The organism is Bifidobacterium platyrrhinorum (genome assembly GCF_010667645.1).
Taxonomy (GTDB): domain Bacteria; phylum Actinomycetota; class Actinomycetes; order Actinomycetales; family Bifidobacteriaceae; genus Bifidobacterium; species Bifidobacterium platyrrhinorum.
Map to the genome: position 1 here is coordinate 1 of NZ_WHZV01000008.1, position 23,460 is coordinate 23,460.

General features: G+C 66.5%; 19 protein-coding genes and 4 tRNA genes. 16 read left to right on the top strand and 7 right to left on the bottom strand.

Translation table 11 applies throughout. The features are described from left to right. Nucleotides 1–186: 186 nt before the first annotated feature. Nucleotides 187–260 (bottom strand) — tRNA-Pro (locus tag GFD21_RS08575). Between the two features lie 225 nt (nt 261–485). Here GFD21_RS08575 and lysS point away from each other — a divergent pair. The 4 genes from lysS (at nt 486) to GFD21_RS08595 (ending at nt 6,060) form a co-directional block, all read left to right on the top strand. Next, a complete protein-coding gene (gene lysS, locus GFD21_RS08580; protein WP_163197571.1) occupies nt 486–2,162 on the top strand; it encodes a lysine--tRNA ligase in 1,677 nt (558 codons plus the stop codon). Between the two features lie 256 nt (nt 2,163–2,418). Beyond that, nucleotides 2,419–3,675, top strand: a complete 1,257-nt coding sequence (locus GFD21_RS08585) for an MFS transporter (RefSeq protein ID WP_163197572.1) — start codon at nt 2,419–2,421, stop codon at nt 3,673–3,675. A gap of 386 nt (nt 3,676–4,061) precedes the next feature. Beyond that, nucleotides 4,062–5,234: a 1,4-dihydroxy-2-naphthoate octaprenyltransferase gene (menA, locus tag GFD21_RS08590; RefSeq protein ID WP_225431758.1), complete on the top strand. Its 1,173-nt coding sequence runs from the start codon at nt 4,062–4,064 to the stop codon at nt 5,232–5,234. Nucleotides 5,235–5,319: 85 nt separating this feature from the next. Further along, nucleotides 5,320–6,060, top strand: a complete 741-nt coding sequence (locus GFD21_RS08595) for a phosphoglyceromutase (protein WP_034525883.1) — start codon at nt 5,320–5,322, stop codon at nt 6,058–6,060. Between the two features lie 252 nt (nt 6,061–6,312). Here the strand turns inward: GFD21_RS08595 and phoU are convergent, their stop codons facing one another. Then, nucleotides 6,313–6,993: a phosphate signaling complex protein PhoU gene (phoU, locus tag GFD21_RS08600; RefSeq protein WP_163197573.1), complete on the bottom strand. Its 681-nt coding sequence runs from the start codon at nt 6,991–6,993 to the stop codon at nt 6,313–6,315. 214 nt (nt 6,994–7,207) lie between these two features. Between phoU and GFD21_RS08605 the strand changes: the two genes are divergently transcribed. Further along, nucleotides 7,208–8,488: a sensor histidine kinase gene (locus tag GFD21_RS08605; RefSeq protein ID WP_163197574.1), complete on the top strand. Its 1,281-nt coding sequence runs from the start codon at nt 7,208–7,210 to the stop codon at nt 8,486–8,488. 84 nt (nt 8,489–8,572) lie between these two features. On the opposite strand, the gene GFD21_RS08610 is transcribed toward GFD21_RS08605, so the two are convergent. Continuing rightward, a complete protein-coding gene (locus tag GFD21_RS08610) occupies nt 8,573–8,827 on the bottom strand; it encodes a DUF2530 domain-containing protein (RefSeq protein ID WP_163197654.1) in 255 nt (84 codons plus the stop codon). A gap of 30 nt (nt 8,828–8,857) precedes the next feature. Beyond that, nucleotides 8,858–10,000, bottom strand: coding sequence for a phosphoserine transaminase (gene serC / locus GFD21_RS08615; RefSeq protein WP_163197575.1), 1,143 nt, complete (start codon nt 9,998–10,000; stop codon nt 8,858–8,860). A gap of 358 nt (nt 10,001–10,358) precedes the next feature. On the opposite strand from serC, the gene GFD21_RS08620 reads away from it, so the two are divergent. The 3 genes from GFD21_RS08620 to GFD21_RS08630 all read left to right on the top strand — a co-directional run bounded on the left by GFD21_RS08620 (nt 10,359) and on the right by GFD21_RS08630 (nt 13,560). Then, nucleotides 10,359–11,369: a CHAP domain-containing protein gene (locus tag GFD21_RS08620; RefSeq protein ID WP_163197576.1), complete on the top strand. Its 1,011-nt coding sequence runs from the start codon at nt 10,359–10,361 to the stop codon at nt 11,367–11,369. Between the two features lie 135 nt (nt 11,370–11,504). Continuing rightward, a complete protein-coding gene (locus tag GFD21_RS08625; protein ID WP_191996916.1) occupies nt 11,505–12,236 on the top strand; it encodes a C40 family peptidase in 732 nt (243 codons plus the stop codon). A gap of 295 nt (nt 12,237–12,531) precedes the next feature. Continuing rightward, nucleotides 12,532–13,560, top strand: a complete 1,029-nt coding sequence (locus GFD21_RS08630; RefSeq protein ID WP_163197577.1) for a universal stress protein — start codon at nt 12,532–12,534, stop codon at nt 13,558–13,560. Nucleotides 13,561–13,776: 216 nt separating this feature from the next. Here GFD21_RS08630 and GFD21_RS08635 read toward each other — a convergent pair whose 3' ends face one another. Continuing rightward, complete coding sequence (locus GFD21_RS08635) at nt 13,777–14,190, bottom strand: OsmC family protein (RefSeq protein WP_163197578.1); 414 nt, start codon at nt 14,188–14,190, stop codon at nt 13,777–13,779. 188 nt (nt 14,191–14,378) lie between these two features. On the opposite strand from GFD21_RS08635, the gene GFD21_RS08640 reads away from it, so the two are divergent. The 5 genes from GFD21_RS08640 to GFD21_RS08660 all read left to right on the top strand — a co-directional run bounded on the left by GFD21_RS08640 (nt 14,379) and on the right by GFD21_RS08660 (nt 19,820). After that, nucleotides 14,379–15,254 carry a thymidylate synthase gene (locus tag GFD21_RS08640; protein WP_163197579.1) on the top strand — a complete coding sequence of 292 codons (876 nt, stop codon included), beginning with the start codon at nt 14,379–14,381 and terminating at the stop codon, nt 15,252–15,254. A 43-nt stretch (nt 15,255–15,297) separates the two neighbouring features. Beyond that, the gene (locus GFD21_RS08645; RefSeq protein WP_163197580.1) at nt 15,298–15,960 is read left to right on the top strand and encodes a dihydrofolate reductase; all 663 of its coding nucleotides are present in this window, start codon (nt 15,298–15,300) and stop codon (nt 15,958–15,960) included. Between the two features lie 125 nt (nt 15,961–16,085). Continuing rightward, complete coding sequence (locus GFD21_RS08650; protein ID WP_163197581.1) at nt 16,086–16,631, top strand: low molecular weight protein-tyrosine-phosphatase; 546 nt, start codon at nt 16,086–16,088, stop codon at nt 16,629–16,631. Nucleotides 16,632–16,699: 68 nt separating this feature from the next. Beyond that, a complete protein-coding gene (locus GFD21_RS08655; RefSeq protein ID WP_163197582.1) occupies nt 16,700–18,088 on the top strand; it encodes a lanthionine synthetase LanC family protein in 1,389 nt (462 codons plus the stop codon). Between the two features lie 109 nt (nt 18,089–18,197). Further along, nucleotides 18,198–19,820, top strand: coding sequence for a peptide ABC transporter substrate-binding protein (locus GFD21_RS08660; protein ID WP_163197583.1), 1,623 nt, complete (start codon nt 18,198–18,200; stop codon nt 19,818–19,820). A 132-nt stretch (nt 19,821–19,952) separates the two neighbouring features. Here the strand turns inward: GFD21_RS08660 and GFD21_RS08665 are convergent. Both GFD21_RS08665 and trmB read right to left on the bottom strand, forming a co-directional pair. After that, a tRNA-Glu gene (locus GFD21_RS08665) sits at nt 19,953–20,024 on the bottom strand. Between the two features lie 102 nt (nt 20,025–20,126). Next, complete coding sequence (gene trmB, locus GFD21_RS08670) at nt 20,127–20,996, bottom strand: tRNA (guanosine(46)-N7)-methyltransferase TrmB (RefSeq protein ID WP_163197656.1); 870 nt, start codon at nt 20,994–20,996, stop codon at nt 20,127–20,129. A 210-nt stretch (nt 20,997–21,206) separates the two neighbouring features. Between trmB and galE the strand changes: the two genes are divergently transcribed. From galE to GFD21_RS08685, 3 genes are all read left to right on the top strand, one after another. Next, entirely contained in the window at nt 21,207–22,220 is a 1,014-nt protein-coding gene (galE, locus tag GFD21_RS08675) for a UDP-glucose 4-epimerase GalE (RefSeq protein WP_163197584.1), read from the top strand. Between the two features lie 402 nt (nt 22,221–22,622). Next, nucleotides 22,623–22,696: transfer RNA gene (locus tag GFD21_RS08680), tRNA-Asp, on the top strand. 46 nt (nt 22,697–22,742) lie between these two features. Then, nucleotides 22,743–22,818, top strand: a tRNA-Phe gene (locus GFD21_RS08685). The last annotated feature ends 642 nt before the right edge of the window (nt 22,819–23,460 follow it).

The window sequence follows — 23,460 nt, forward strand, 5'->3', positions numbered from 1 at the left end:
TGGGCAGGACGCTCAAAATAATCCACGCCACGCCGATGACACGCGCGGATAAGACCCACGTTTCTTTACTTAACCCCAAAATAATCCACGCCACGCCGATGACACGCGCGGATAAGACCCACGTTTCTTTACTTAACCCGGAATATGAAAAAAGGAACCGCTGATCTCTCAGCGGTTCCTCAGTTGTCGGGCTGGCGGGATTTGAACCCGCGGCCTCTTCGTCCCGAACGAAGCGCGCTACCAAGCTGCGCTACAGCCCGTTTGGCAACGGGGGATATATTACATGCAACCGTCCGACTTGCAAATTCGAGGGTGCTGTTCGGCGTGTTGCGCCGTTTTCCAACGGTTTTGACCGGATCGACGCCAGCCGGCAAGATGGCGGGTCGGCCGTCGGGCGGGTTCGTGCCGGTGGATCCGAACCTGTCGGGCCGCCGCGGAGCCGTGCCGTTTCGCCGTGTATCGCCTCCTCGCTAGACTGTGGGGCTATGTGTGAAACCCAAGAATCCCAAGCAAACGAGGAAGAGAACGCCGTCGTCCAGATGACCACGGTGGAACGCGCGGAGATGCTGCTCAAGCAGGACGCGACCATCCGCGAGAAGATCAAGGACGGCGCCACGCTGGACGAGGCCGTCGACCCGTCCAACAAGGAGTTCGGCCCGCTCGCGCACCCCGAGCAGGTGCAGATGCGCGTCGCCAAGCGCGCGATGATGCTCGAGAACGGCATCAACCCCTACCCGGTCCATCTCGACGTGACCGACACCATCGAGGACGTGCGCGCCCGGTACGACGGCAAGCTCGAACCCGGCCAGGAGACCGAGGACATGGTGGGCATCGCCGGCCGCGTCCTGTTCATCCGCAACGCCGGCGGACTCAACTTCGTGCAGCTCGCCGCCGGCGACGGCACGAAGATCCAGGGCATGATCTCCAAGAAGGAGATCGGCGCCGACTCCCTCAAGCAGTTCAAGCAGCTCGTCGACCTCGGCGACCACCTGTACCTGAAGGGCCGCGTCATCGCCTCCAAGACCGGCGAGCTGTCCGTGTTCGCCACCGAATGGGCCATCGCCGCCAAGGCGCTGCAGCCGCTGCCCGCCCTCCACAAGGATCTCAACGAGGACACCCGCACCCGCAAGCCGTACATCGGCATGATCGCGGACGAGAAGATCCGCAACATGGTGCGCAACCGCTCCAAGGCCGTCGCCTCGCTGCGCCACACGTTCGCGAGCCACGACTTCCTCGAGGTCGAGACCCCGATGCTGCAGACCGTGCACGGCGGCGCCGCGGCACGCCCGTTCACCACGCACATGAACGCGTTCGACCTGGACCTCTACCTGCGCATCGCGCCGGAGCTGTTCCTCAAGCGCTGCCTCGTCGGCGGCATCGACCGCGTGTTCGAGATCAACCGCGACTTCCGCAACGAGGGCGTCGACGCCACCCACGCCCCCGAGTTCACGATGGTCGAGGCGTACCAGGCGTACGGCACCTACGACACCATCGGCCAGCTCGTCAAGGAGCTCGTGCAGAAGACCGCGATGGACGTGTACGGCTCGCACAAGGTCACGCTGCTCGACGGCACCGAATACGACTTCGGCGGCGAATGGCGCACCATCAGCATGTACGACTCCCTGTCCGAGGCGCTCGGCGAGGAGATCGTCCCGAACGGCGGCCCCGAGCACCCCGGCACCTCCGTCGAGCACCTCGGCGCCATCGCCGACAAGCTCGGCGTCGAGCGCGACGACGTCGAGAACCACGGCAAGCTCGTCGAGCACCTGTGGGAGCACTTCTACGAGGACAAGCTCTACGAGCCGACCTTCGTGCGCGACTTCCCGGTCGAGACCTCCCCGCTCGTCAAGGGCCACCGCAACAAGCCGGGCGTCGTCGAGAAGTGGGACCTCTACGTGCGCGGCTTCGAGCTGGCCACCGGCTACTCCGAGCTCAACGACCCGGTCGTGCAGCGCGAGCGCTTCGTCGCGCAGGCGAAGGACGCGCTCGCCGGCGACGAGGAGGCGTGCGACATCGACGAGGACTTCCTCGAGGCCCTCGGCGTGGGCATGCCGCCGGCCGGCGGCATGGGCATGGGCATCGACCGACTGCTCATCGCCCTGACCGGCGCCACGATCCGCGAGACCATCACCTTCCCGCTCGTCAAGCCGCTCGTCGGCTGATCCGTCGTCCGATAACGGCCCCGGACGCCCCGGCCCCTCGCCGCGCGAACCCCGCGCGGCGAGGGGCCGTCGTCTTTTTCGGGGGCATCGCATCGCCGGATCCTCTTTTCCGGTGAGGACGCGACCATGGCGTGTCGTGGCGGTGCAGTCGTTAGCATCGTGAGACTGTCCGGGCGTTACTCGAAGGGAGGCGTGACCGTACCCGCGGATCGGCGGACCGTTCCGCGTACCGTCAACGACCAGAACCGGAGTAACGATGGCTTCAACCACCCCTTCGGCGCCGCGCAGCCCGCAGACGCCCGTCCAGCCCGACAAACTCGGCAGCGCGCCCTTCGCCGTGCTCGTGCCCGTCATGATGTCCTTCTTCGTGATGGGCTTCGTCGACCTCGTCGGCACCGCCTCCAACTACGTGCAGTCCGACTTCGGCCTGTCCGATTCGGTGAGCGGCGTCTTCACCACCATGACCTTCTTCTGGTTCCTGGTGCTCTCCGTGCCCGCCGGCATGCTCATGAACCGCATCGGCCGCCGCATGACGGTGCTCGTGTCCATCGCGATCACCGCGCTCGGCTGCCTGCTGCCCATCGTCGGATACCTCATCCCGGCCAAGGCCGCGCAGCTCGTCTTCATCGTCGTCTCCTTCTGCCTGCTCGGCATCGGCAACACGTTCATGCAGGTCTCGCTCAACCCGCTCGTCGGCAACCTCGCGCACGACGAGAAGCTCGCCGGCATGCTCACCTTCGGCCAGTTCGTCAAGGCGATCGCCTCGTTCATCGCCCCGCTCATCGCCGGCTGGGCCGCCACCACGTTCGGCAAGTGGTGGCTCCTGTACCCGATCTACCTGGTGTGCGCGATCCTCGCGTTCGTCATGCTGTCATTCGACGACATCAAGGAGAACGCGCCGGACGCCGGCGGCACCAGCGTGCTCGGCTGCTTCGCGCTGCTGAGGAACCCGGTGATCGTGCTGTGCTTCCTCGGCATCGTGTGCCACGTGGGCGTGGACGTCGGCATCAACGCCACCGCGCCGAAGATCCTCATGGAGCACTCGGACATGGGCATCGAGGCCGCCGGCGGCGCCACCAGCGTCTACTTCGCGTTCCGCACGCTCAGCTGCCTGTCCGGCTCCGTGCTGTTGCAGAAGTTCACGCGCCGGCAGATCCTGCGCGGCTGCGGCGCGCTCATGGCGCTCTCCTCGGTGTGCTTCGTCCTGTTCGCCGGATTCGAGGGCATGCCGGTGTGGCTCGCCTACGCGGGCCTCGCCTTCGTGGGGCTCGGCAACGCGAACGTGTTCTCGATCATGCTCACCACCGGCCTGCTGCACCTGCCGGAACGCCAGAACGAGGTGTCCGGCCTGATGATGATCGGCCTGATCGGCGGCGCCATCTTCCCGCCGCTCATGGGCCTGGCCTCCGACGCGATGGGCATGCAGCTCGGCGCGATCCTCGTCATGACCGTGGGCGTCGCCTACGTGGCCCTGCTGAGCGTCTTCTTCAAGTCCTACGGCTCCACCCGCTGAGCCGATGCCTTCGGGCGCCGGGCCGACTCGGGGCATGCCCCGGTCCCCGTTCCTGCGTTGGCCGGAGGAAACGCACCCTTGCCCCTGCATTCGGTGCGTTTCCTCCGGCCTGTTGTGTTCCGGCCGGGGAAAACGTACTCGTGGTCCGCGGAGAGGTTACGTTCTCTCCGGTCATACCGCCCGTAACCGGGAAGAACGTACTCGTGGACCATGAAGGGAATACGTTCGCTCCGGTCACATGCCCTGTAACCGGGGGAAACGTACGGCGGGGAGGGGACCGTACGACGTTCGTCCGTCCTTTGCCGTGCATTCGCCGATGGGGGACGCGGAACCCGGCGCCGACGGTAGAGTGGGTGATTGTGAATCTGGGTTTGTGGATGCGGGGAATGCGCCCCCGGACGCTGCCGGCGTCGATCGCGCCTGTGCTGGTGGGCGCCGCGTCGGCCTGGTCCGTGTTGTCCGGCGGCGGCCAACACTGCGTCTCGACGGACGACGGCGTGTGGATGGACATGGAGATGGGCAAGGGGCCATGCGCCATGCCCTGGTACGCCTACGGCGACGCGCTGCCCCGGTTCGCCGGCATGACGCTGCTGTGCATGGGCGTCGCCTTGTTCCTGCAGATCGCCGTCAACTTCGCCAACGACTATTCCGACGGCGTGCGCGGCACGGACGAGTCGCGCGGCGTCCACGAGTCCGTGAGCGGCAAGCCCCAGCGCCTCACCGCATCCGGGCTCGTCGCGCCCGGACGGGTGCTCGCCGCGGCCGGCGTCGCCGCGGCGCTCGCCTGCGTCTGCGGCCTCGCCGTGGCCGTGCTCTCCCGGCAGTACTGGTTCGTCGGCGTGGGCCTGCTGTGCCTCGCGGCCGGATGGTGGTACACCGGCGGCCGGCACCCATACGGGTACGCGGGCCTCGGCGAGGCGTCCGTGTTCGTCTTCTTCGGCCTTGTGGCCACGTTGGGCACGCAGTTGGCGGTGGTTCAGGCCTTCGATGGCTTCGGCATGCCCGGTGCGTGGCGCATCGACGTCTCGTCGCCGTTCGACGTGTCCGCATGGTCCGGCGGATGGTACTGGCGGGGCGCCGCCGGGCTCGACTGGTTCGGCTTCCTCGCCGCGGTGTGCGTCGGCCTCGACGCCGTCGCGCTGCTCATGGTCAACAACCTGCGCGACATCGACGACGACCGTGTGCACGGCAAGCGTACGTTGGCCGTGCGTCTGGGGGAGCGCGGCGCGCGTGCGGCGCTCGTCGCATGCGAGGCGGCGCAATGGCTGACGTCCGCCTTCCTGTACCTGTGGCTGTGCCTCGCCTCCGCGGATTGGGTGTCGTACGCGGCGACCGGCCATATCGGCCGGATGGACTGGGCCGCGCTGCCGCTGCTGCTGGCCGCGGCGGCGCCGGGCCTCGCCATGGCTGTCCGCGTGCCGTCGCGCGTCGCACGCGGCCGGTTCGGCGCCGCGCTGAAGACGGCCGGCCTGCAGGCCCTGTGGTTCGCCGTCGCGTTCGCGGCGTTGTCCTTCATGACGGCCGCCGCGCCCGACCCCAGCATCTCCGGCGTGGTGTGACGTGACGGGAAACGTTACCCAAACGTTGCCGAGAAACATAAGACGATTGTTCGTGTCTGGCCCGTTCTGGCGGTAGACTGACCGTATGTCTTACAAACTGGTACTGCTCCGTCATGGACAGAGCGCATGGAACAAAACCAATCAGTTCACCGGCTGGGTCGACGTCCCGCTGACCGAGCAGGGTGAAGCCGAAGCCAAGCGTGGCGGCGAGCTGCTCAAGGAGAAGAACGTCCTTCCGGACATCGTGTTCACCTCCCTGCTGCGTCGCGCCATCAACACCGCCAACATCGCGCTGGACGCCGCGGACCGTCTGTGGATCCCGGTCGAGCGCAACTGGCGTCTCAACGAGCGTCACTACGGCGCCCTGCAGGGCAAGAACAAGACGGAGATCCGTCAGGAGTACGGCGACGAGAAGTTCATGCTGTGGCGCCGCTCCTACGCGACCCCGCCGCCGGAGATCGATCCGAACGACGAGTACGCGCAGAACCACGACCCGCGCTACACCGGCGATCCGGTTCCGGAGGCCGAGTGCCTGGCCGATGTCGTCAAGCGCGTCGAGCCGTACTTCAAGTCCGCCATCGAGCCCGAGCTCAAGGCCGGCAAGACCGTCCTGATCGCCGCCCACGGCAACTCGCTGCGTGCCATCGTCAAGATGCTCGACAACCTGTCCGAGGAGGAGATCGCCAAGGTCAACATCCCGACCGCCATCCCGCTGCTGTACGAGCTGGACGAGGACTTCAAGCCGATCAAGCCGCGTGGCGAGTACCTGGATCCGGAGGCCGCCGCCGCCGGTGCCGCCGCCGTCGCCGCCCAGGGCCAGAAGTGAGCCCGGCGATTCGTCGCTGAATCACGGTAACGAAGAGGGACGCCCCGTCAAGGGCGTCCCTCTTGCGTATCCGCCGCATCCGTGCCGGCCCGTCCCGACGATTCGGTCCGTCACGTCACGCGGGGCCGGGGAGGCCGCCCGTCACGCGGGCATAAGAAAACGACGCAAGACCCATGTCATGGGCCGTTGCGCCGTTCCGGGTCTCCCGAGACGGGGAGAAATCCTAACAGCCGCTTGCAGTGCGGCGCGCGATCATTCGATCGAGCCTTCCTCGTCGCGGACCGGCTCCTTGGAAGGATCGAAGCCGGAGACGATGAACACGACACGGCGGGCCGCGGAGACCGCGTGATCGCCGAGACGCTCGAGGAAACGGCCCAGCAGCACGACATCGATGAGCTGCTGACGGGTCATCTCCACGTTTTCATCAAGCGCGAATTCGAAAGTCTTGTGGTGCAGGTCGTCAAGCTTGTCGTCGTTGGCGATGACGCGCTCGGCGGTCTTGGCGTCGCGGTCGGAGAGCATGCTCACCACGTCGTCGGAGGTCTCGTCGAGGAAGTCCTGCATCTGCTGGAACGTCTCCTTGACGCTGTCCGGCAGGGCGGAGGCGGGGTAGGCGCGGCGCGCGGTCTCCGCCACGTGCTTGGCGAGATCGCCCATGCGCTCGAAGGTGGTGGCCAGACGCATCGTGGAGACCACGACGCGCAGGTCGGTGGCGACCGGGTTCTGCTTGGCCAGCAGCTTCACGCACTGGTCGACGACGCTCTCCTCGAGCGCGTCGAGTTCGATGTCGCCGTCGATGACGGTCTGGGCCGCCTCGACATCCTGCTTGAGCAGGGCGTCCCCGGCGCCGCGGATGGACTTGCGCACGCCCTGCGCCATGCGGTCGAGGTCGTCGGCGACGGCCTTGAGCTCTTCGTTAAAGATAACGCGCATTGTCTTTCAGCCTTTCATCTTTCTTCTGCCATGACCCGGCCGAGCCGGTCCCACGGCACCTTCCACCAGTCTAGGCGAGTCCGTCCGCGGGCGCGACAACGTAGCGCAATCGCCACCTGATGTTGGTTGCGAGTTCACTGGAACGTTCACCCATCATTCAATTTCACGGCATGTCGCCGCAACATTCGCGCCGGCGTGGGGGAGAATTGGCACCATGTATGATTCCCCGGTGCCGTCATTCATCGTGTCCGCGGTGTTCGGCGTGATGGGGCTGGCCATCGCCCTCGCGCTTCTGCTGTTCATCCTCGATCACATCGAACCGGTTGTGGAACGTCTGTTGGGAGGGGCGTCCTTCCTGGAGTGGCTGGGCGGCCTCATCGGGCGCAGGACGAAGGGCCTGCGCAGGAGGCGGCGCGACGCGGACGACGAGGACGCGCCGCTTGACGCCTCCACGGAGGCGTTGCTGTCCATCCTGTCGAGCGCGTCGCTCATCGTCGACGCGGATGGCGACGTCATCCGCGCGAACCCGCAGGCCTACCGTCTCGGCATCGTGCAGGACGACAGCATCGTCAACGACGCCGTGACCGACGCGGTGCGCGACGTCTTCGCGCACGGCGGCAGGCGGCGCTTCGACCTGGAGACCGAGACGCCGAAGCGGTTCATCCCCGCCGCCGCGGACGACGCGCAGGGCGCCGCCGGGGCGAAACCCGGCGTGAGGCGTCCCAACTGGCTGAAGGTGACGGTCGGGCGCGTGGGGGAGCGGTTCGTCGTCGTGCTCATCGACGATGTGAGCGAGACCGTGCGGTTCGCGCAGATCCGCGATTCCTTCATCATCAACGTGTCCGAGCAGCTGCTCGGACCCACCAAGGCGCTCGGCAGGCTCGCCGACGATCTGGAGCGCGGCGAGCCGGACCGCGACCGCATCCGGGCCGACGCGCACGAGGTGCGTTCCGCCAGCAACCACCTCAACCACATGGTCTCCGACCTGCTGCTGCTCATCAAGGCGCAGGAGCCGATCGTGCCGTCCGCGGCCAACCGTCTCAACGTGATGGAGCAGGTGCGGGCCGTCGTCGCCTCCCTGCCGCCCGAAATCCGCGATCTCGGCGTCGAGGTGCACGTGGACGGCGACGACTCGCTGGTCGTCAACGGCGACGCCGGGCAGATCCGCACCGCCATCGGCAAACTGGTGGAGAACGCCGTCGAGTATTCGCCGCGCGGCGGGTACGTCGGCGTGTCGGTCGAATCGGACGAGCTGCGCGAGCATGCGGTGATCCGCGTTATCGACCAGGGCAAGGGCATACCGAAGAGGGAGCAGTCGCGCATCTTCGAGCGGTTCTACCGCGGTTCGGGGCAGGAGGGGCGCGCCGTCGACGGCGTCGGCCTGGGCCTGTCCATCGTCAAGCATGTGGCGCTCACGCACCACGGCACCGTGACCGTGTGGTCCGCGCCCGGGCAGGGCAGCACGTTCAGCTTCACCCTGCCGGTTGCGCGCTGAGCCGCGGGACGACGGCCTCCGTGCCGCCCGTCGGCACGGGGAATCCGACGGCAGGTGTGGTGTGCGACGGTAGGCCGGTCCTGGTCACTGGCCGAGCCGCCGGTAGTCCCAGCGGTCGAAATGCTCCCAGATGAGCATGAGCACGCCCACGATGACGCCCGCGGCACAGACGATCATCGGCGTGGTGACGTCGAAATCGAGCGCGTCGAGGATCAGACACACGATCAGCGCCGCGGCCCACAGGCCCGTTCCGATGAGGAACACGGTGCGCAGGTCCACGCGCACCGGCTTGGGGGCCGGTCGGCGCACGGCGGGGTCGATGATCGGGGCGAATCGCAGTTTCACGACGCCAACCTTACCGGCACGCGCTTACAGATGCTCGACAACGTAGTCGATGCAACGGGTGAGTGCGGCCACGTCGGACGGCTCGACGGACGGGAACACGCCGACGCGCAGCTGGTTGCGCCCCAGCTTGCGGTAGCCGGCGGTGTCCACGATGCCGTTCTCGCGCAGCGCGGCGACCACATCGGACGCGTTGACGGACTCGTCGAGGTCGACGGTCACCACCGAATGGGAGCGTGCGTCCTCGTCCGCGACGAACGGATGCGCGTATTCGGAGCGCTCCGCCCACGAGTACAGCAGCGACGCGGACTTGGCGCAGCGGGCGGCGGCCCAGTCCATGCCGCCGTTGTCGTTGAGCCAGCGCACCTGGTTCTCCATCATGATGAGCGTGGCGACGGCCGGGGTGTTGAGCGTCTGGTCCTTGCGTGAGTTCTCCAGCGCCTTCGTGAGCGAAAGGAACGGCGGCACCCAGCGACTCGCGCCGGGCAGGCTCACGTTCGCCTCCACGCGCGCGGCGCGTTCGATGGCGGCGGGGGAGAGGACCGCGACCCACAGGCCGCCATCCGAACCGAACGCCTTCTGCGGGGAGAAGTAGTAGGCGTCGGTCTGGCTGACGTCCACGGGCAGCGCGCCGGCGGCGGACGTGCCGTCGACCAGCGTGATGGCGCCCTGCTCGAGACTGCCCTCGACGCGGCGCACCGGGGCCGCGACGCCGGTGGAGGTCTCGTTGTGCGCCCAGCAGTAGGCGTCCACGTATTCGGTGCGTTCGGGCAGACGGTAGGTGCCCGGTTCGCCCTGATAGACCACCGGATCCTCGAGGAACGGGGCGGCCGCGGCCGACTTCGCGAATTTCGCGCTGAACGAACCGTACGTGCCGAACGCCGCCTGACGGGTGATCAGCGAGGCGCAGGCGATCTCCCAGAAGCAGCTGGCGCCGCCGTTGCCGAGGGCGATCTCGTAGCCGTCGGGCACATTGAAGAAGGATTCCAGGCCCTCGCGAATCGAACCGACGAGCTGGCGCACCGGGGTCTGCCGGTGCGAGGTGCCCAGCAGCCTCACGGCGCCGGCGTCGAGCGCGGCGATCTGTTCGGGGCGGATCTTGCTGGGGCCGGAGCCGAAACGACCGTCTTCGGGCAGCATGTCGGTGGGGATGTTCACTGAATAGGCCATGGTCACCACCCTAGCCAACCGTGCGGATGGTGCGCCGGCGCGGCCGCATCCCGGGCAGGGGGTGTGGATATGCACAGTTATATATGTGCATATCAGGGTCGTCCGGGTCCCGCGCCCTTGTCGTCCGGCGTCCGTGGCGTCAATGGGGCTCCCGCATGTGCGAATCGGCATATGTGAACATATGGTGAACCAAGGGTGAATATCGGGGGTATTCATGGTGTCCATAATCGGGGTCGAACCGGTTCGACACCCTGAGGCGGTTTGCCCGAAGACCGGGGTGCGTTGTATGGTGGCGAACTGTGACGGTGAGTGGCGCCCGCTGCAGGGGCGCCCTCCAACCCGCAAGGAGTGATTCTTTATGAGGCATGCTGCACACAAGGCGGCTAGGACTTCAACCCGACGTGGCGGTTCCGACAGCTCGATGAACCTGTTCTCCGCCGCCCGCGGTTCGCATACGCGCAAGACCGTCCTCGCCATGCAGATGGCCGAGGGCAACGGCGCGGTGCTCGGACTCGAGCCCGCCGTGGCGCAAAAGCTCAACGAGATCGCCCCGATGACCCGTCGCTCCATCCGCGAGGCCGCACGCGCGGCCGAGCGTCGCAACTTCATCATGGGCTCCGCGTCCCTGGCCGCCCTGGCCGGCACCGCCGCGACCGCGGTGGCCTTCGCCAACCCGGCGGACGACGGCATGTCCTTCGCCGACGACCAGTCCACGACCACCACGCAGATCCAGCGCGTGAGCGGTGCGGCCTCCCGTTCCGACGTGCGCACGCCGCTGACGGGCACCGAGGATGCGGACGGCAACGACACGATGTCCAGCGACGTCGCGCAGCAGGACTCCGACTCCACCCAGACCCAGCAGACCTCCAACGAGGGCTCCTGGTCGCTCGGCGACGCGAACACCTCGCTCGATTCCAAGCAGATGTCCCGCTCCCTCGCCAACAACGAGAACGTCGCCAAGCTCATGGACCAGGACGGCGGCCTGCTGCCCGCCGGCTTCGATCCGAACCACGCCACCGGCGACATCGGCAACGCCTACGAGTTCAGCCAGTGCACCTGGTGGGTGTACGTGCGCCGCCACGAGCTCGGCCTGCCGGTCGGCTCGCACATGGGCAACGGCAACATGTGGGCCAACTCCGCTCGCGCGCTCGGCTACTGGGTGGACAACACCCCGCGCCACGTGGGTGACATCATGGTCTTCCGCGCCGGCCAGGAGGGCACCGACTCGACCTACGGCCACGTCGCCATCGTAGAGAAGATCAACGCCGACGGCTCCATCGTCACCTCCGAGTGCGGCTCCGTGATGAACGGCAAGACCTACTCGAAGACGTACACGAACGTCTCCGACTTCGAGTACATCCACTACTGATCTCCAGTTCCCCTTCATATCCCCCGTTCCGCGCCGTCCCTTCCCGTCGGCGTCCGGCGTGTCGCGCATGATTCCCCTGTAACGGATGTTCGCGTTAACGCCACGAGGAACCCCGGCTGCTACTGTAAGGAACCGATGAATACCTTGAAGCACACCGTAACCATGTTCGTCGCCGCCGTGGCGGCCTGCGCGACCTTCGTCGCCGTGGCGCCCGCGGCCACCGCCGCCGACCAGACCTCGGGCGTCGTCTCGTCCGAGCGTTCCTTCCCGAAGACCTCCACCGCCCGCAAGGACCTGCTGAAGGAATCCACCTCCACCGACGTGGAGCAGGACTCCAACTGGGGCGGCATCGAGTCCCTCGACGTGCCGAAGACCAAGTCCCAGGCCGAGAAGGACGCCGAGGCCAAGGCCGAGCAGGAGAAGAAGGCCGCTGCCGAGGCCGCCTCCCAGGCCGCGAGCCGCTCCTCCTCCCGTGAATCCTTCGACACCTCCAACCTGCCCGCCGCCACCGGCAACGCGGCAGGCATCGTGGCCCTCGGCCTCGCCATCGCGGCCGACGACCGCTACCAGTACGGTGGCTGCAACCCGCCGTACAACATGGACTGCTCCTGCTTCGTGCAGTACGTGTTCGGCCAGAACGGCATCTCCCTGCCCCGCACCTCCGGCGCGCAGGCCACCGTCGGCTACGCCGTCCCGAGCCTCGCCGAGGCCCAGCCGGGCGACATCCTGGCCAACGCCAACCACGCCGCCATCTACATCGGCAACGGCATGCTGGTCGACGCCGAGAACTACGGCTACGGCATCCGCACCAACCCGGTGTCCTGGTCCTTCGGCGGCCAGAGCTACTCCATCCGTCGAGTGGCCTGACCGATAACCCACAAGGCGAACCAAGCGGTTCACGGTTTCGCTTCACCGATCGCATGAAACGCGTCTCCCACGGGAGACGCGTTTTCGCGTATGGGGGGGCGCGTATGCATACGGGCCGTCCGGTGCGGCCTCGCCGTCGGGTCTTCCGACGACGCCGGCCGCCGCGCGCCACACCGTGACACGTGAAGGAATTCACGTGTCGGGTTCCATGCTTCCCCGAGACGACGGGGTATTCTGGGAGGCACAGGGGGCGACGTCGCCGGTGCGGCGCCGCGTATAACTCAAGGAGGTCGTCATGATCAACGACAAGGCCATACTCGTCGGCGTTGACGGGTCGAATGCCAGCTACAAGGCCGCCTGGTGGGCGGCGAACTACGCCAAGCACGCGGGACTGACGCTGCAGATCGTCTGCGCGTACTCCCTGCCCAGCTACGCCGCCGTCAGCTTCGACGCCACCTACACCGCGATGGGCGACGACAACGCCGCCCACTCCGACGCGCAGGAGATCCTGTCCAAGGCGAAGGCCATCGCCGACGAGCAGGGCGTCGAGGCCGCCACGCTCATCGTCACCGGCGACCCGGCCTCCGTGTTCGTGGAACTGAGCCGCAACTACAACCTCATCGTCATCGGCAACCGCGGCAAGGGTGGTCTGGCGGAACGTCTGCTCGGCACCACCTCGTCGTCGCTGCCCGCATACGCCTACTGCCCGATCGTCGTCGTGCCCTACACCGACGACGACGGCAACCTCATGCACCTCAACAACACCATCACCAAGGTGGCCGTCGGTTCCGACGAATCCAAGTGGGGCCTCAAGGCCCTCGACATCGCCGCCTCCTTCGCGCACGCATGGGGCGCCGAACTCGACGTCATCTCCGCCGCCCCGCAGGTCAAGGGCGCCGACGACAGCGTCTACGACTCCTACATGGAGGATCTGGAGACACGCGTCAAGCCCCTGGAGGAGCAGTACCCGGACCTCAAGATCGAGAAGCGCATCGTGCCCGGCTCCGCCGTCGACACGCTCACCAAGGCCAGCTACGACCATGACGTCGTCGTCGTGGGCTCCCGCGGCCGCGGTGGCTTCACCGGCCTGCTGCTCGGTTCCACCAGCCAGGGCCTGCTGCAGCATTCGGTCGGCCCCGTCTACGTCGTGCCGCGCAAGTACGTGGAGGCCGCCGAAAGCCGCCTGGATACGGTGCCGGGCTCCCCGGCCGAGGTCAAGCCGAAGCCGCTCGACGACATCAGCGGCGTCAAGGAGGTGCCGGTCGCCCCGGCCGAGCCCGAGGTCGTCCAGGAGATCGAGAAGACCATCGACCCCGAGCACTGACCTGCGTCCGCCGGGGCGCCGATCGACGCTCCGCGCGGACCCGGATGAAACGGGAAGGCTCCCCAAGCGTGGCCCGAATCACACCTCCGATCATCGGATCCGGATCAATCCGGCCCGCCGATCGGAAGGAGGGGCACGCTTGGGGAGCCTTCCCGTCTCACCGACGTCGTCGCCCGGTCCGCCCTGCGGAAGGCGGCCACGGGCGGGCGACGGAACTCACTTTTTGATGGTGACCTCCATGCGCACCGGCGTCTCCTGCACGTACGTGTGCTTGACGGTGCAGCCCTTGTCGATGTGGCGCGTGATGCGCTCCTTGAGCTTGGCGGCGTCCTCGTCGCTCAGGCCCGCGTCGGTGGCGTCGACCAGGACCTGCTCGTCGAAGTTGATGTAGGCGTCGTTGTCGGCGTCGTAGGTGCCGCCCACGACGATCTTCGCGCCCTTGCCCTCGCCGAGCGTGTGCTCGATGGCGAACTGGCTGGACAGCGCCGCGCAGCCGGCCAGGGCGATCTTCATCAGGTCGCCCGGCGTGAACTGGCCGCGATCCTTGCCGAACTTGATATGCGCACCGTCCTCGCTGAACGCGTCCCAGGAGCCGTCCTTGTTGCGCTCAACCCACAGTCTCTTGGCCATGAAAGCCTCCTCGTGTGCCCGTGCGGCGCGCCTGTCGCGTCGCATACCTTCCAATGTAGCCCAAAACACCCTTCGCGCACGGCATATCATCACCCATGCGGCCGGCGGACGGGCGGGCGCAGCACGGGGGAGGGCGGCCGGGGTGTGCCGGACGCTCCCGCGCCACGCCGGACGCTACACTGGTGCCCATGGCTTTGACCCCGGAACAACTCGCTGACATCCGCACGCGCATCCCCGCCCGCCCCGACACGGACGTGCCGACGCCCTACGAGGACCTCGTGCGCACGATCCTCACCGAGGGCACGCTCAAGTCCGACCGCACCGGCACCGGCACGATCTCCCTGTTCGGCCGCCAGATCCGCTTCGACCTGTCCGACGGCACGTTCCCGCTGCTCACCACCAAGACCGTGTTCTTCAAGGGCCTCGCCTATGAGCTGCTGTGGTTCCTCAAGGGCTCCTCGAACGTGCGCTGGCTGCAGGAGCGCGGCGTGCACATCTGGGACGAATGGGCGGACGCCAACGGCGACCTCGGCCCCGTCTACGGCGTGCAGTGGCGCTCGTGGCCGGCGCCCACCCCCGACGACCCGAACCGCACCATCGACCAGATCGCCAACGTGATGGACCTCATCAAGCACCATCCGGACTCGCGCCGCATGATCGTCTCCGCATGGAACCCGGCGGAGGTCGAGCACATGGCCCTGCCGCCCTGCCACGCCCTGTTCCAGTTCTACGTGGCCGACGGACGCCTGAGCTGCCAGCTCTACCAGCGCAGCTGCGACATGTTCCTCGGCGTGCCGTTCAACATCGCCTCCTACTCGTTGCTCACCCTGATGATGGCGCAGCAGGCGGGTCTCGAACCCGGCGAGTTCGTGTGGACCGGCGGCGACTGCCATGTGTACGACAATCACATCGAGCAGGTGCTCGAACAGCTGTCGCGCGAGCCGTACCCGTACCCGAGGATCGCCATCGACAAGGCCGATTCCATCTTCGACTACGAGTACGAGGACTTCCATATCCTCGACTACCGCCACCATCCGACCATCAAGGCGCCCGTCGCCGTCTGACATTAGACTTCTGTCCCAGTCCAACTCACTCAAGGAGTCTGAAATGGAGCATGACAGTAGCCGAAGCGGCTATCACGAACCCGAGCCCGGGACCGCCGGGCTCGACGAGACCGAGGACTGGGGCGACGATTTCCCCAAGACGTTCTCGGTGAACCTCATCTGGGCCGAGGCCCGCGACAAGGAAGGTCGCGCGGGGGCCATCGGGCTGGAGGGCGGCATGCCGTGGCATCTCGCCGAGGATATGAAGCATTTCAAGGAGCTCACCGTCTCGCATCCGGTGATCATGGGACGACGCACGTGGGAGTCGCTGGACCTGCGCTACAGGCCCCTGCCCAACCGCGACAACATCGTCGTCTCCCATGACCAGAACTACCGCGCGCCCGGCGCGACGGTGGTCGACAGCCTGGAGGACGCGCTCGACCTGGCACGCCAGGAGGCCATCCCGGACGACGGCCTCGACCGTTCCGAGATCTGGGTGATCGGCGGCGCGCAGCTCTTCCGGGAGGCGCTCCCGCAGGCCAACAAGGTGTTCGTCACCCTGCTCGACGCACAGGTGGACGCCGACACGTACGCGCCCGACATCGCCGCGCTCGCCGAGGACGGGCACTGGGAGGTCGCCGACCGCTCGCCGTGGCTCGTGCCGAAGAAGCCTGGCACCGGCATCGACCGGTACCGTTTCGTCAAATACGTGCGTCCGGCGCGCTGACGCCGCGCCGTTGCCGCGGCTTTTCCGAAGAACCTCCCGTACCCTGCCGCACGGGAGGTTCTTCGCGTTATGCCGGTACAATCCTTATCCATCATCCAACCACCGAACAGCGCAAGGAGCGTGCCATGGCCGACGAACGCGGCAAGGACCACCAGCAGAAGAAGTACACGGTCATGACCGTGTGCACCGGCAACATCTGCCGTTCGCCGATGGGCGAGATCATCCTGCGCCACTACTTCGACGAGCGCGGCCTGTCCGACCGCGTGGACGTCGAGTCCAGCGGCGTCTCCGACGAGGAGTGGAGCCACCCGATCGACCCGCGCGCCGTGCACGTGCTGCGCGAGCGCGGCTACGGCGACGAGATCCCGCGCAACCACTTCGCGCACCGGATCAGCCGCGACGAGATCGCCCGCACCGACCTGTTCCTGCCGATGACCGCCTCGCACATGCGCGCGCTGCTGCGCATGCTGCCGCCGGCGAAACGCGCCGAAGTGCACATGTACCGCAGCTTCGACCCGAACCTGCCCAAGCCGCCGGCCGGCCGAGAAGGCGAGATCGACCTGGTGGACCCGTGGTACGGCGGCCCGCACGAGTTCGAGGTGGCCATCGACCAGATCGAACAGGTCGCCCCGTACATCGTCGACTGGGTGGCGAAGCGGCTCGGCGAATAACCGGCACCAAGAAAAGCCTATAGGGCGGCTGTCGTGTCGCCCTCGCCGAAACGGTAATAGTTGTCCGCATGGGCATTGCGAACGACGATAGGGGATTGCCGACGGGGAACGACAGATGGTCGTTCCGCGTCGGCAAACCATATGGGCTCAAGCAGGCCGAAAGCGCGGACGAATGGCTTGACACCGCCCTCCAGGCCGAACGCTACATCGAAGGCTTCGCCATCGAGGACGGTGACGGCATCCACTGGGAGGGCGTCGGCGGCGAAGGACCGAACCCGGGGTACGCGGACGGATCCGCCGGCATCATGCACTTCTACATCCAGCTCGCCCGTGTGACCGGGGACCCGAAGCATCGGGACATCGCGCGCCGCGCCGCCGAATGGGTCCGGGACCACCTGGCGCAGGCGCCCGTCACCACGCTCGAAGGATTCGACAGCTGCTACGGGCTCATGCTGCTGGAGGCCGCCGAGGCGTTCGGCGACCCCTCCTACGCGCAGACCGCCCGCCGGTTCGCGCAACGCTACCTGTCCCACTGCGAACAGGGCGAACACGGCCCCTACTGGACCGGCAACACGGCATGGGTGAAGGACGGCGGGATCCTCCTGTTCCTCCTCGCGCTCGGCCGCCGGCTCGACGATCCGGAGATCCTCGGCTTCGTCCGCCGGGCGGGGGTGCAGTACCTGTCCGAAGGTGGGACCGGCGCGGACGGCCACGTGGTGTTCGACGGGCATTTCGGCGGCACCGCGACGTTCGAGGGCGTCGTCTTCCACATGGACCACAACATGCCCAACTGGGAGTTCGGTGCCGCCGGCAGCGGGTACATCCTGCTGAAACTGTACGAACTCACCGGCGAGGGGCGCTACCTCGACGCCGCGCGCGACCAGCTGCGCTACCTCAGGTCGGTCGCCGTGCCCCAGACCAGGGGCGTGCTCATACCGCGTAGCCTCGCGCCCGAGGAACGGGACCTGTTCCCCCTCGGCCACTGCCACGGCATCGCCGGCACCGGGCAGTTCCCGTACCTGCTCCACCGGCTCACCGGGGACGGGGACGCGATGGCGTTCGTCCACGCGCTCGCCGACGGCTTCGAGTCCGTCGGCGCGCCCGAACACCAGTCCCGCGGACTGTGGAACATCGACACGCTGTGCTGCGGCCATGCGGGACTGGTTCACTATTTCGTCGGCCTGTACCTCGCGACCGGCGACCGGCGATGGCACGATCTCGCGATCCGTTGCGGGAACGTCATCCTCGGCATGAAGGAGGACCTGGGCGACGGCCGGGCCGACTGGCCCATCGCGTTCTGGCGGCAGAAGCCCGACGACATCACCAGACCGCACAGCCTGTTCCGGGGGGCGGCGGGCATCGGGCTCGCCCTGATCGAGATCGCCATGATGGAACGGGGCGATTTCACACTCGACCGGACGATCGACGATCCGTTCCCCACCCATTGGACCGCGTGACGGCCGTCGGGGCGGCGGGGAACGCACGTGTGCGCCGTGAGGCGCCGTGCATGCGAGCCGTCGCGCGCACATGAGACATGACGCAAGAGAAGGAGAAGGAACCATGACCATGAAACGCACCATACGCACCGTCGTCGCGGCCATCGCGGCGGCCACGATGCTGGCCGGCTGCGGCGCCACATCCCAGGCGGACAAGATCGCGGCGGACGACAACATCATCAGCTTCGGCATCGGCGAGCCGCAGAACCCGCTCGTGCCCGGCGACACGAACGAGGGCAACGGCGCGCTGGTGCTCAACCGCGTCCTGTTCACCGGCTTGGTGGCGACCAAGGCCGACGGCGGCATCGTCAACGAGAACGCCGAGAAGATCGAACCGAACGCCGACAACACGCAGTACACGGTCACCCTGCGCAAGGGGCTGGAGTTCTCCGACGGCACCCCGATCACCGCCGAAAGCTACGTGAAGGCGTGGTCCTACACCGCGAACGTGAAGAACGCCCAGAAGAACGCCGGGTATCTGGCGTACATCAAGGGATACGAGGACCTGCAGAAGGACGGGCTCAAGGGCGACGAGCAGCTCTCCGGGCTCTCCGTGAAGGACGACACGCACTTCACGATCACGCTCAACGAGGCGTCGGCGGTCTTCCCGACCGTCCTGACCTTCATGGCGTACGACCCGCTGCCGGAATCCTTCTACAAGGACCCGAAGGCCTTCGGTCAGAACCCGGTCGGCAACGGGCCTTACAAGTTCAAGTCCTGGAAGCACGACAGCCAGATCGAGGTCGTGCCGAACACGTACTACACGGGCTACTACAAGCCGAAGAACAACGGCATCACCTACAGGATGTACACGGACACGAACGCGCAGTACGCCGACGTGCAGTCCGGCAACCTCGACATCACCAGCGCCATCCCGGCCAGCGCGCTCAAGCACCTCCTCAACGACAAGACCGTCAAGGCGTACAGCGAACCCGGCCCCGTGAGGGTCGCGCTCGGCATCCCCGAGGACCTCAAGCACTTCTCCGGCAAGGAGGGCGTGCTGCGCCGCAAGGCCATCAGCCTCGCCATCAACCGCAAGGCCATCACCGAGAAGATCATGAACGGCCTCGCGAGCCCCGCCACCGACTTCGCCTCTCCGGTGTTCAAGCCGTACTCCGGCAGCCTCAAGGGTTCCGACGTACTCCGCCACGACGCCGCCGAGGCGAAGAAGCTGTGGGAGCAGGCGAACGAGATCAGCCCCTGGGACGGCGACTTCACCATCACCTACAACGCCGACGGAACCTACAAGGAGACGTACGACGCCATCGTGAACCAGCTGAAGAACACGCTCGGCATTGACGCGAAGACCGACCCGATCCCCACCCAGAAGGAGTACATCACCAACGCGTACGCGGGCAAGATCACCTCCGCGTACCACGACATCTGGGGACCGGACTACCCGTCCGTCGAGGACTACCTCACGCCGATCTATGCGAGCGGCGCGATCGGCGGCCGCAATTACGGCAAGTACGACAACGCCGAGTTCGACGGCCTGCTCGCCAAGGCCTCGGCCGCGGCGTCGACCGATGAGGCGGACAAGCTCTACGTGCAGGCCGAGGAGATCCTCCTCGAGGACCTGCCTTCCATCCCCATCTACAACACGAATGCGACCAGCGCCACCGTCAAGGGGCTCAAGGGCGTCTCCTTCAACTGGGACAGCAGCCCGACCTTCTGGTCCATCTCTAAGCAGTGACCGACGGCTGACCGGGCTTGGTCGAGATCCCGGATCTTCCACATCGGACGGCGGGAACCGGGGGGGCGGCCGGGACGGATGGGGTGGAGAAACGAAAAAGGACCGGCATGAAGCCGGTCCTTTGCGATGAAGTACCCCCAGAGAGAGTCGAACTCTCGTTGTCAGATTGAAAGTCTGGTGTCCTAACCGTTAGACGATGGGGGCGTGACAACTTGAGTAACAATACGCAAGTCGTCACGCCCTTGCAAGTCGGCGTGTCGTGCGGTGTGGCGGTCGAGGTCCGGCCGTGTCATGTCTCCCCGGCCGTCACGCCTTGCGGTAGGTGAAGTCGTGGATCACGCGGCCGGCGGCGAGGCCCTTCTTCTCGAAGTTGGTGAGCACGCGGCCGTCGAAACGCCCCGACTCGGTGAAGTCGGCGTGCGGCATGTCGGCGGCCAGATCGGCGTTGCCCTTGCCCACGTGGCCGGTCGGCAGGCTGACGGTGGCGCCGCCGTCGTTGCGCCATCCGTCGAGCCCGTCCATCACCTCGTGCACGTGCAGTGCGTAGTCTTCGATGTCGGTGGCGATGCGCCAGACGCCGCCGTCCGCCAGCACGCGCCGCACTTCGCCCGCCAGCGCGGGCTGGACGATACGGCGCTTGTGGTGTTTCTTCTTGGGCCACGGGTCGGGGAAGAAGGTCCAGACCTCGGCGGCCATGCCGTCGGCGCACGCCTTGAACAGCTCCGGTGCGTTCACCTGCGCCACGCGGATGTTCCTCAGCCCCTGCTTGCCGGCGAGCAGCAGCGTGTGGGCCACGCCCGGGTCGTAGACCTCGAGCGCGAGGAAGTTCACGTCCGGCCGTGCGGCCGCGGCGGCGACGATGTTCTCGCCCTGGCCGGTGCCGATCTCGATGATCAGTGGATTGTCGTTGCCCCACGTCTCGCGCACGTACCGGGCGTCGAGGGAGAACCCGGGGCGCACGTCGAGCGAGCCCTCGCCGTCGTTCACGTCGAGGAGATAGCCGTCCGCGTAGTTGTCCCATGCGCGCTGGAGCCTGGCGTCCAATCGGCCCGAGCGGCGCACGAACGACAGCACGCGGTGCAGCGGGTGGCCGTGGGTCGTCGCCGTTCCGGGTGCGGGGTTCGCGGTGGTGTCCGTGGCGTCGCCGTTGGCGGCGGGGTCGTTCGTCATGTGCATGCCTTCCTGTGTCGTCTTGTGTTGTTCCATTATTCACCATGATTACGTACGATTGCGTTGGGTGGGGCGGGAACGCGCGTGTGTTCGTTCGTGTTACGTGTTATACTCAAATTGTTCGAAAATATAACAAATGTGAGCAGAAGCGAACAGCGGCTCGCGCAGTCGAACCGCATGTCCGGGCTTTCGCTCCATGGCAATGAAAGGCCAGATATGACAGTTCTCGTCACTGGTGGGTGCGGCTACATCGGCGCCCATGTCGTCCACGCTCTGCATGAGGCCGGCGAGAAGGTCGTCGTCGTCGACGATCTGAGCTACGGCAAGCCCACCCGCATCGAAGGCTCCCGCCTGTACGGCATGGACATCTCCGCGCCGGGCGCGGGCGAGCGTCTCGCCGAGATCCTCGACGCCGAGGACGTCGACGCCGTCATCCACTTCGCCGCCCGCAAGCAGGTCGGCGAATCCGTCGAGAAGCCGCTGTGGTACTACCAGCAGAACATCGGCGGCATGCTCAACGTGCTCACCGGCATGAGCGAGTCCAAGAAGACCCGCAAGCTCGTCTTCTCCTCCTCCGCCGCCACCTACGGCGTTCCGCCGGTCGACGTGGTGCCCGAGGACGTCGTCCCGATGCTCCCGATCAACCCGTACGGCCAGACCAAGCTGTTCGGCGAGTGGATGGCCCGCGCCTGCGAGGGCCGCTACGGCATCCGTTTCTGCGCGCTGCGCTACTTCAACGTGGCCGGCTGCGGCCCCGTCGAGCTCGAGGACCCGGCCATCCTCAACCTCATCCCGATGCTGCTCGACCGCCTCAAGAAGGGCAAGGCCCCGCTGATCTTCGGCGACGACTACCCGACCCCGGACGGCACCTGCGTGCGCGATTACATCCACGTCTCCGACCTGGCCGATGCGCATCTCGCCGCCCTCAAGTACCTTGACCGCGACGGGCGCAAGTACGACGCCTTCAACGTCGGCACCGGCGAAGGCACCTCCGTGCGCCAGATCGTCGACGAGCTCAAGAAGGTCACCGGCCTCCCGTTCCAGGAGCATGTCCAGGGCCGCCGCGCCGGCGACCCGCCGCACCTCATCGGCTCCCCGAAGCGCATCAACGAGGAGATGGGCTGGCATGCCAAGTACGACGTGGAGGACATCGTCGAATCCGCGTGGCGTGCGTGGCAGGCCAACCCGGAGCATCACATCGACGTCGAGAACTGGAAGCAGACCGACTGAGTTCGGTGTCCGACGGCGGCCGGTCGTGCCGAATGACCCGTTCCGGGCGGTTCCGTATGGTGCCGTGTGATTCGGGCCGGTTTCCGGTCGCCGTCGCGTGCGACCGCCGCCCGCGACCATCGTGGTCGACTCCGTCGCGCGATTCCGTGGGGCGCGTCCGTTCGTCGGGCGCGCCCCGCATGCGTTTCGGCTCCGGAGGTGTCCGCGGGCGCGGATGCCGCGGTGGGGGTTCGCCGCACCTCGTCGTGTTTCGTCGTGCATGCGGATCGTTCCGCCGTGCCTCGCGGTCGTGGTGATGTGACGTAAATCGTTGCAATACGAGGCGACACGCCGTAGTTTGCGTGATGCTTCGATATGAGTAATATATTCATTCGTTGCCTCACGGAAACGCGAGAGAACAACGGCCGCGTAGCTCAGTTGGTTAGAGCGCCGCCCTGTCACGGCGGAGGTCGCCGGTTCAAGTCCGGTCGTGGTCGCTGGGATGTTGAGAAGCCCGGTTTTCGGGTTTTTTGATTGTCCTCTGGCTCTGTAGCTCAGTTGGTAGAGCGAGCGACTGAAAATCGCTAGGTCAACGGATCGACGCCGTTCGGAGCCACCACGGAAACCCCGTGAGTCAAGTAATAGCAAGGCTTGCGGGGTTTCGCATATCTCGACGCCACTCACCATAAACTCACCACATTTGGCCTATAGCCCCCACATTTAGATGCAAGTCGGCATGTCCCCAGATAGGGGGACTGCTTACGGCGTGAAGCCAGGGGCGGTCATCCACCTCGGTTGTGTTCGTCCCACGGGGCGTGTGTTTTTGGGGGTTGCAAGTCCAAAAGTGTGTCTGGTGGTCTGATGGTTTGACGGGCGCTTGACCTGGATGTTGGAAGTCGTTCCGGTCGGCGTCGGTGCCGGGGTGAGGGGTAAGGAAAACAGACACATGTTTGTGCTCATGCCCTGGTTCCCTATGGGCTGGTCTGCGGGCGTACGTTCCGCCGGACATTTTCATATTGCATCCGTTCGGGCGTACGCTGACGGTTTCTCAGCGTACGTCCAAACGGATGGTGGTCGATAATGTCGGGTTGGACGTACGCTGCGGGAATGGGCGATATGGGTGGGCGGCGGCATGGGGACGTTCTGTCTTGGGTGTGAATCGCCTTGGAGGGGGCCAAAGGTGTGTGGGGTGCCGCCGTGTCGGGAAGAGATTCCACATAGTGACCATATCGTGGGCTTTCGTCCGAAAAGTGAACCATAT

What these genes read in the sequence shown, in the direction of transcription:
- lysS (WP_163197571.1), top strand. Translation starts at nt 486, where the DNA reads ATGTGTGAAACCCAAGAATCCCAAGCAAACGAGGAAGAGAACGCCGTC.
- GFD21_RS08585 (WP_163197572.1), top strand. Translation starts at nt 2,419, where the DNA reads ATGGCTTCAACCACCCCTTCGGCGCCGCGCAGCCCGCAGACGCCCGTC.
- menA (WP_225431758.1), top strand. Translation starts at nt 4,062, where the DNA reads ATGCGCCCCCGGACGCTGCCGGCGTCGATCGCGCCTGTGCTGGTGGGC.
- GFD21_RS08595 (WP_034525883.1), top strand. Translation starts at nt 5,320, where the DNA reads ATGTCTTACAAACTGGTACTGCTCCGTCATGGACAGAGCGCATGGAAC.
- phoU (WP_163197573.1), bottom strand. Translation starts at nt 6,993, where the DNA reads ATGCGCGTTATCTTTAACGAAGAGCTCAAGGCCGTCGCCGACGACCTC.
- GFD21_RS08605 (WP_163197574.1), top strand. Translation starts at nt 7,208, where the DNA reads ATGTATGATTCCCCGGTGCCGTCATTCATCGTGTCCGCGGTGTTCGGC.
- serC (WP_163197575.1), bottom strand. Translation starts at nt 10,000, where the DNA reads ATGGCCTATTCAGTGAACATCCCCACCGACATGCTGCCCGAAGACGGT.
- GFD21_RS08620 (WP_163197576.1), top strand. Translation starts at nt 10,359, where the DNA reads ATGAGGCATGCTGCACACAAGGCGGCTAGGACTTCAACCCGACGTGGC.
- GFD21_RS08625 (WP_191996916.1), top strand. Translation starts at nt 11,505, where the DNA reads ATGAATACCTTGAAGCACACCGTAACCATGTTCGTCGCCGCCGTGGCG.
- GFD21_RS08630 (WP_163197577.1), top strand. Translation starts at nt 12,532, where the DNA reads ATGATCAACGACAAGGCCATACTCGTCGGCGTTGACGGGTCGAATGCC.
- GFD21_RS08635 (WP_163197578.1), bottom strand. Translation starts at nt 14,190, where the DNA reads ATGGCCAAGAGACTGTGGGTTGAGCGCAACAAGGACGGCTCCTGGGAC.
- GFD21_RS08640 (WP_163197579.1), top strand. Translation starts at nt 14,379, where the DNA reads ATGGCTTTGACCCCGGAACAACTCGCTGACATCCGCACGCGCATCCCC.
- GFD21_RS08645 (WP_163197580.1), top strand. Translation starts at nt 15,298, where the DNA reads ATGGAGCATGACAGTAGCCGAAGCGGCTATCACGAACCCGAGCCCGGG.
- GFD21_RS08650 (WP_163197581.1), top strand. Translation starts at nt 16,086, where the DNA reads ATGGCCGACGAACGCGGCAAGGACCACCAGCAGAAGAAGTACACGGTC.
- GFD21_RS08655 (WP_163197582.1), top strand. Translation starts at nt 16,700, where the DNA reads ATGGGCATTGCGAACGACGATAGGGGATTGCCGACGGGGAACGACAGA.
- GFD21_RS08660 (WP_163197583.1), top strand. Translation starts at nt 18,198, where the DNA reads ATGAAACGCACCATACGCACCGTCGTCGCGGCCATCGCGGCGGCCACG.
- trmB (WP_163197656.1), bottom strand. Translation starts at nt 20,996, where the DNA reads ATGCACATGACGAACGACCCCGCCGCCAACGGCGACGCCACGGACACC.
- galE (WP_163197584.1), top strand. Translation starts at nt 21,207, where the DNA reads ATGACAGTTCTCGTCACTGGTGGGTGCGGCTACATCGGCGCCCATGTC.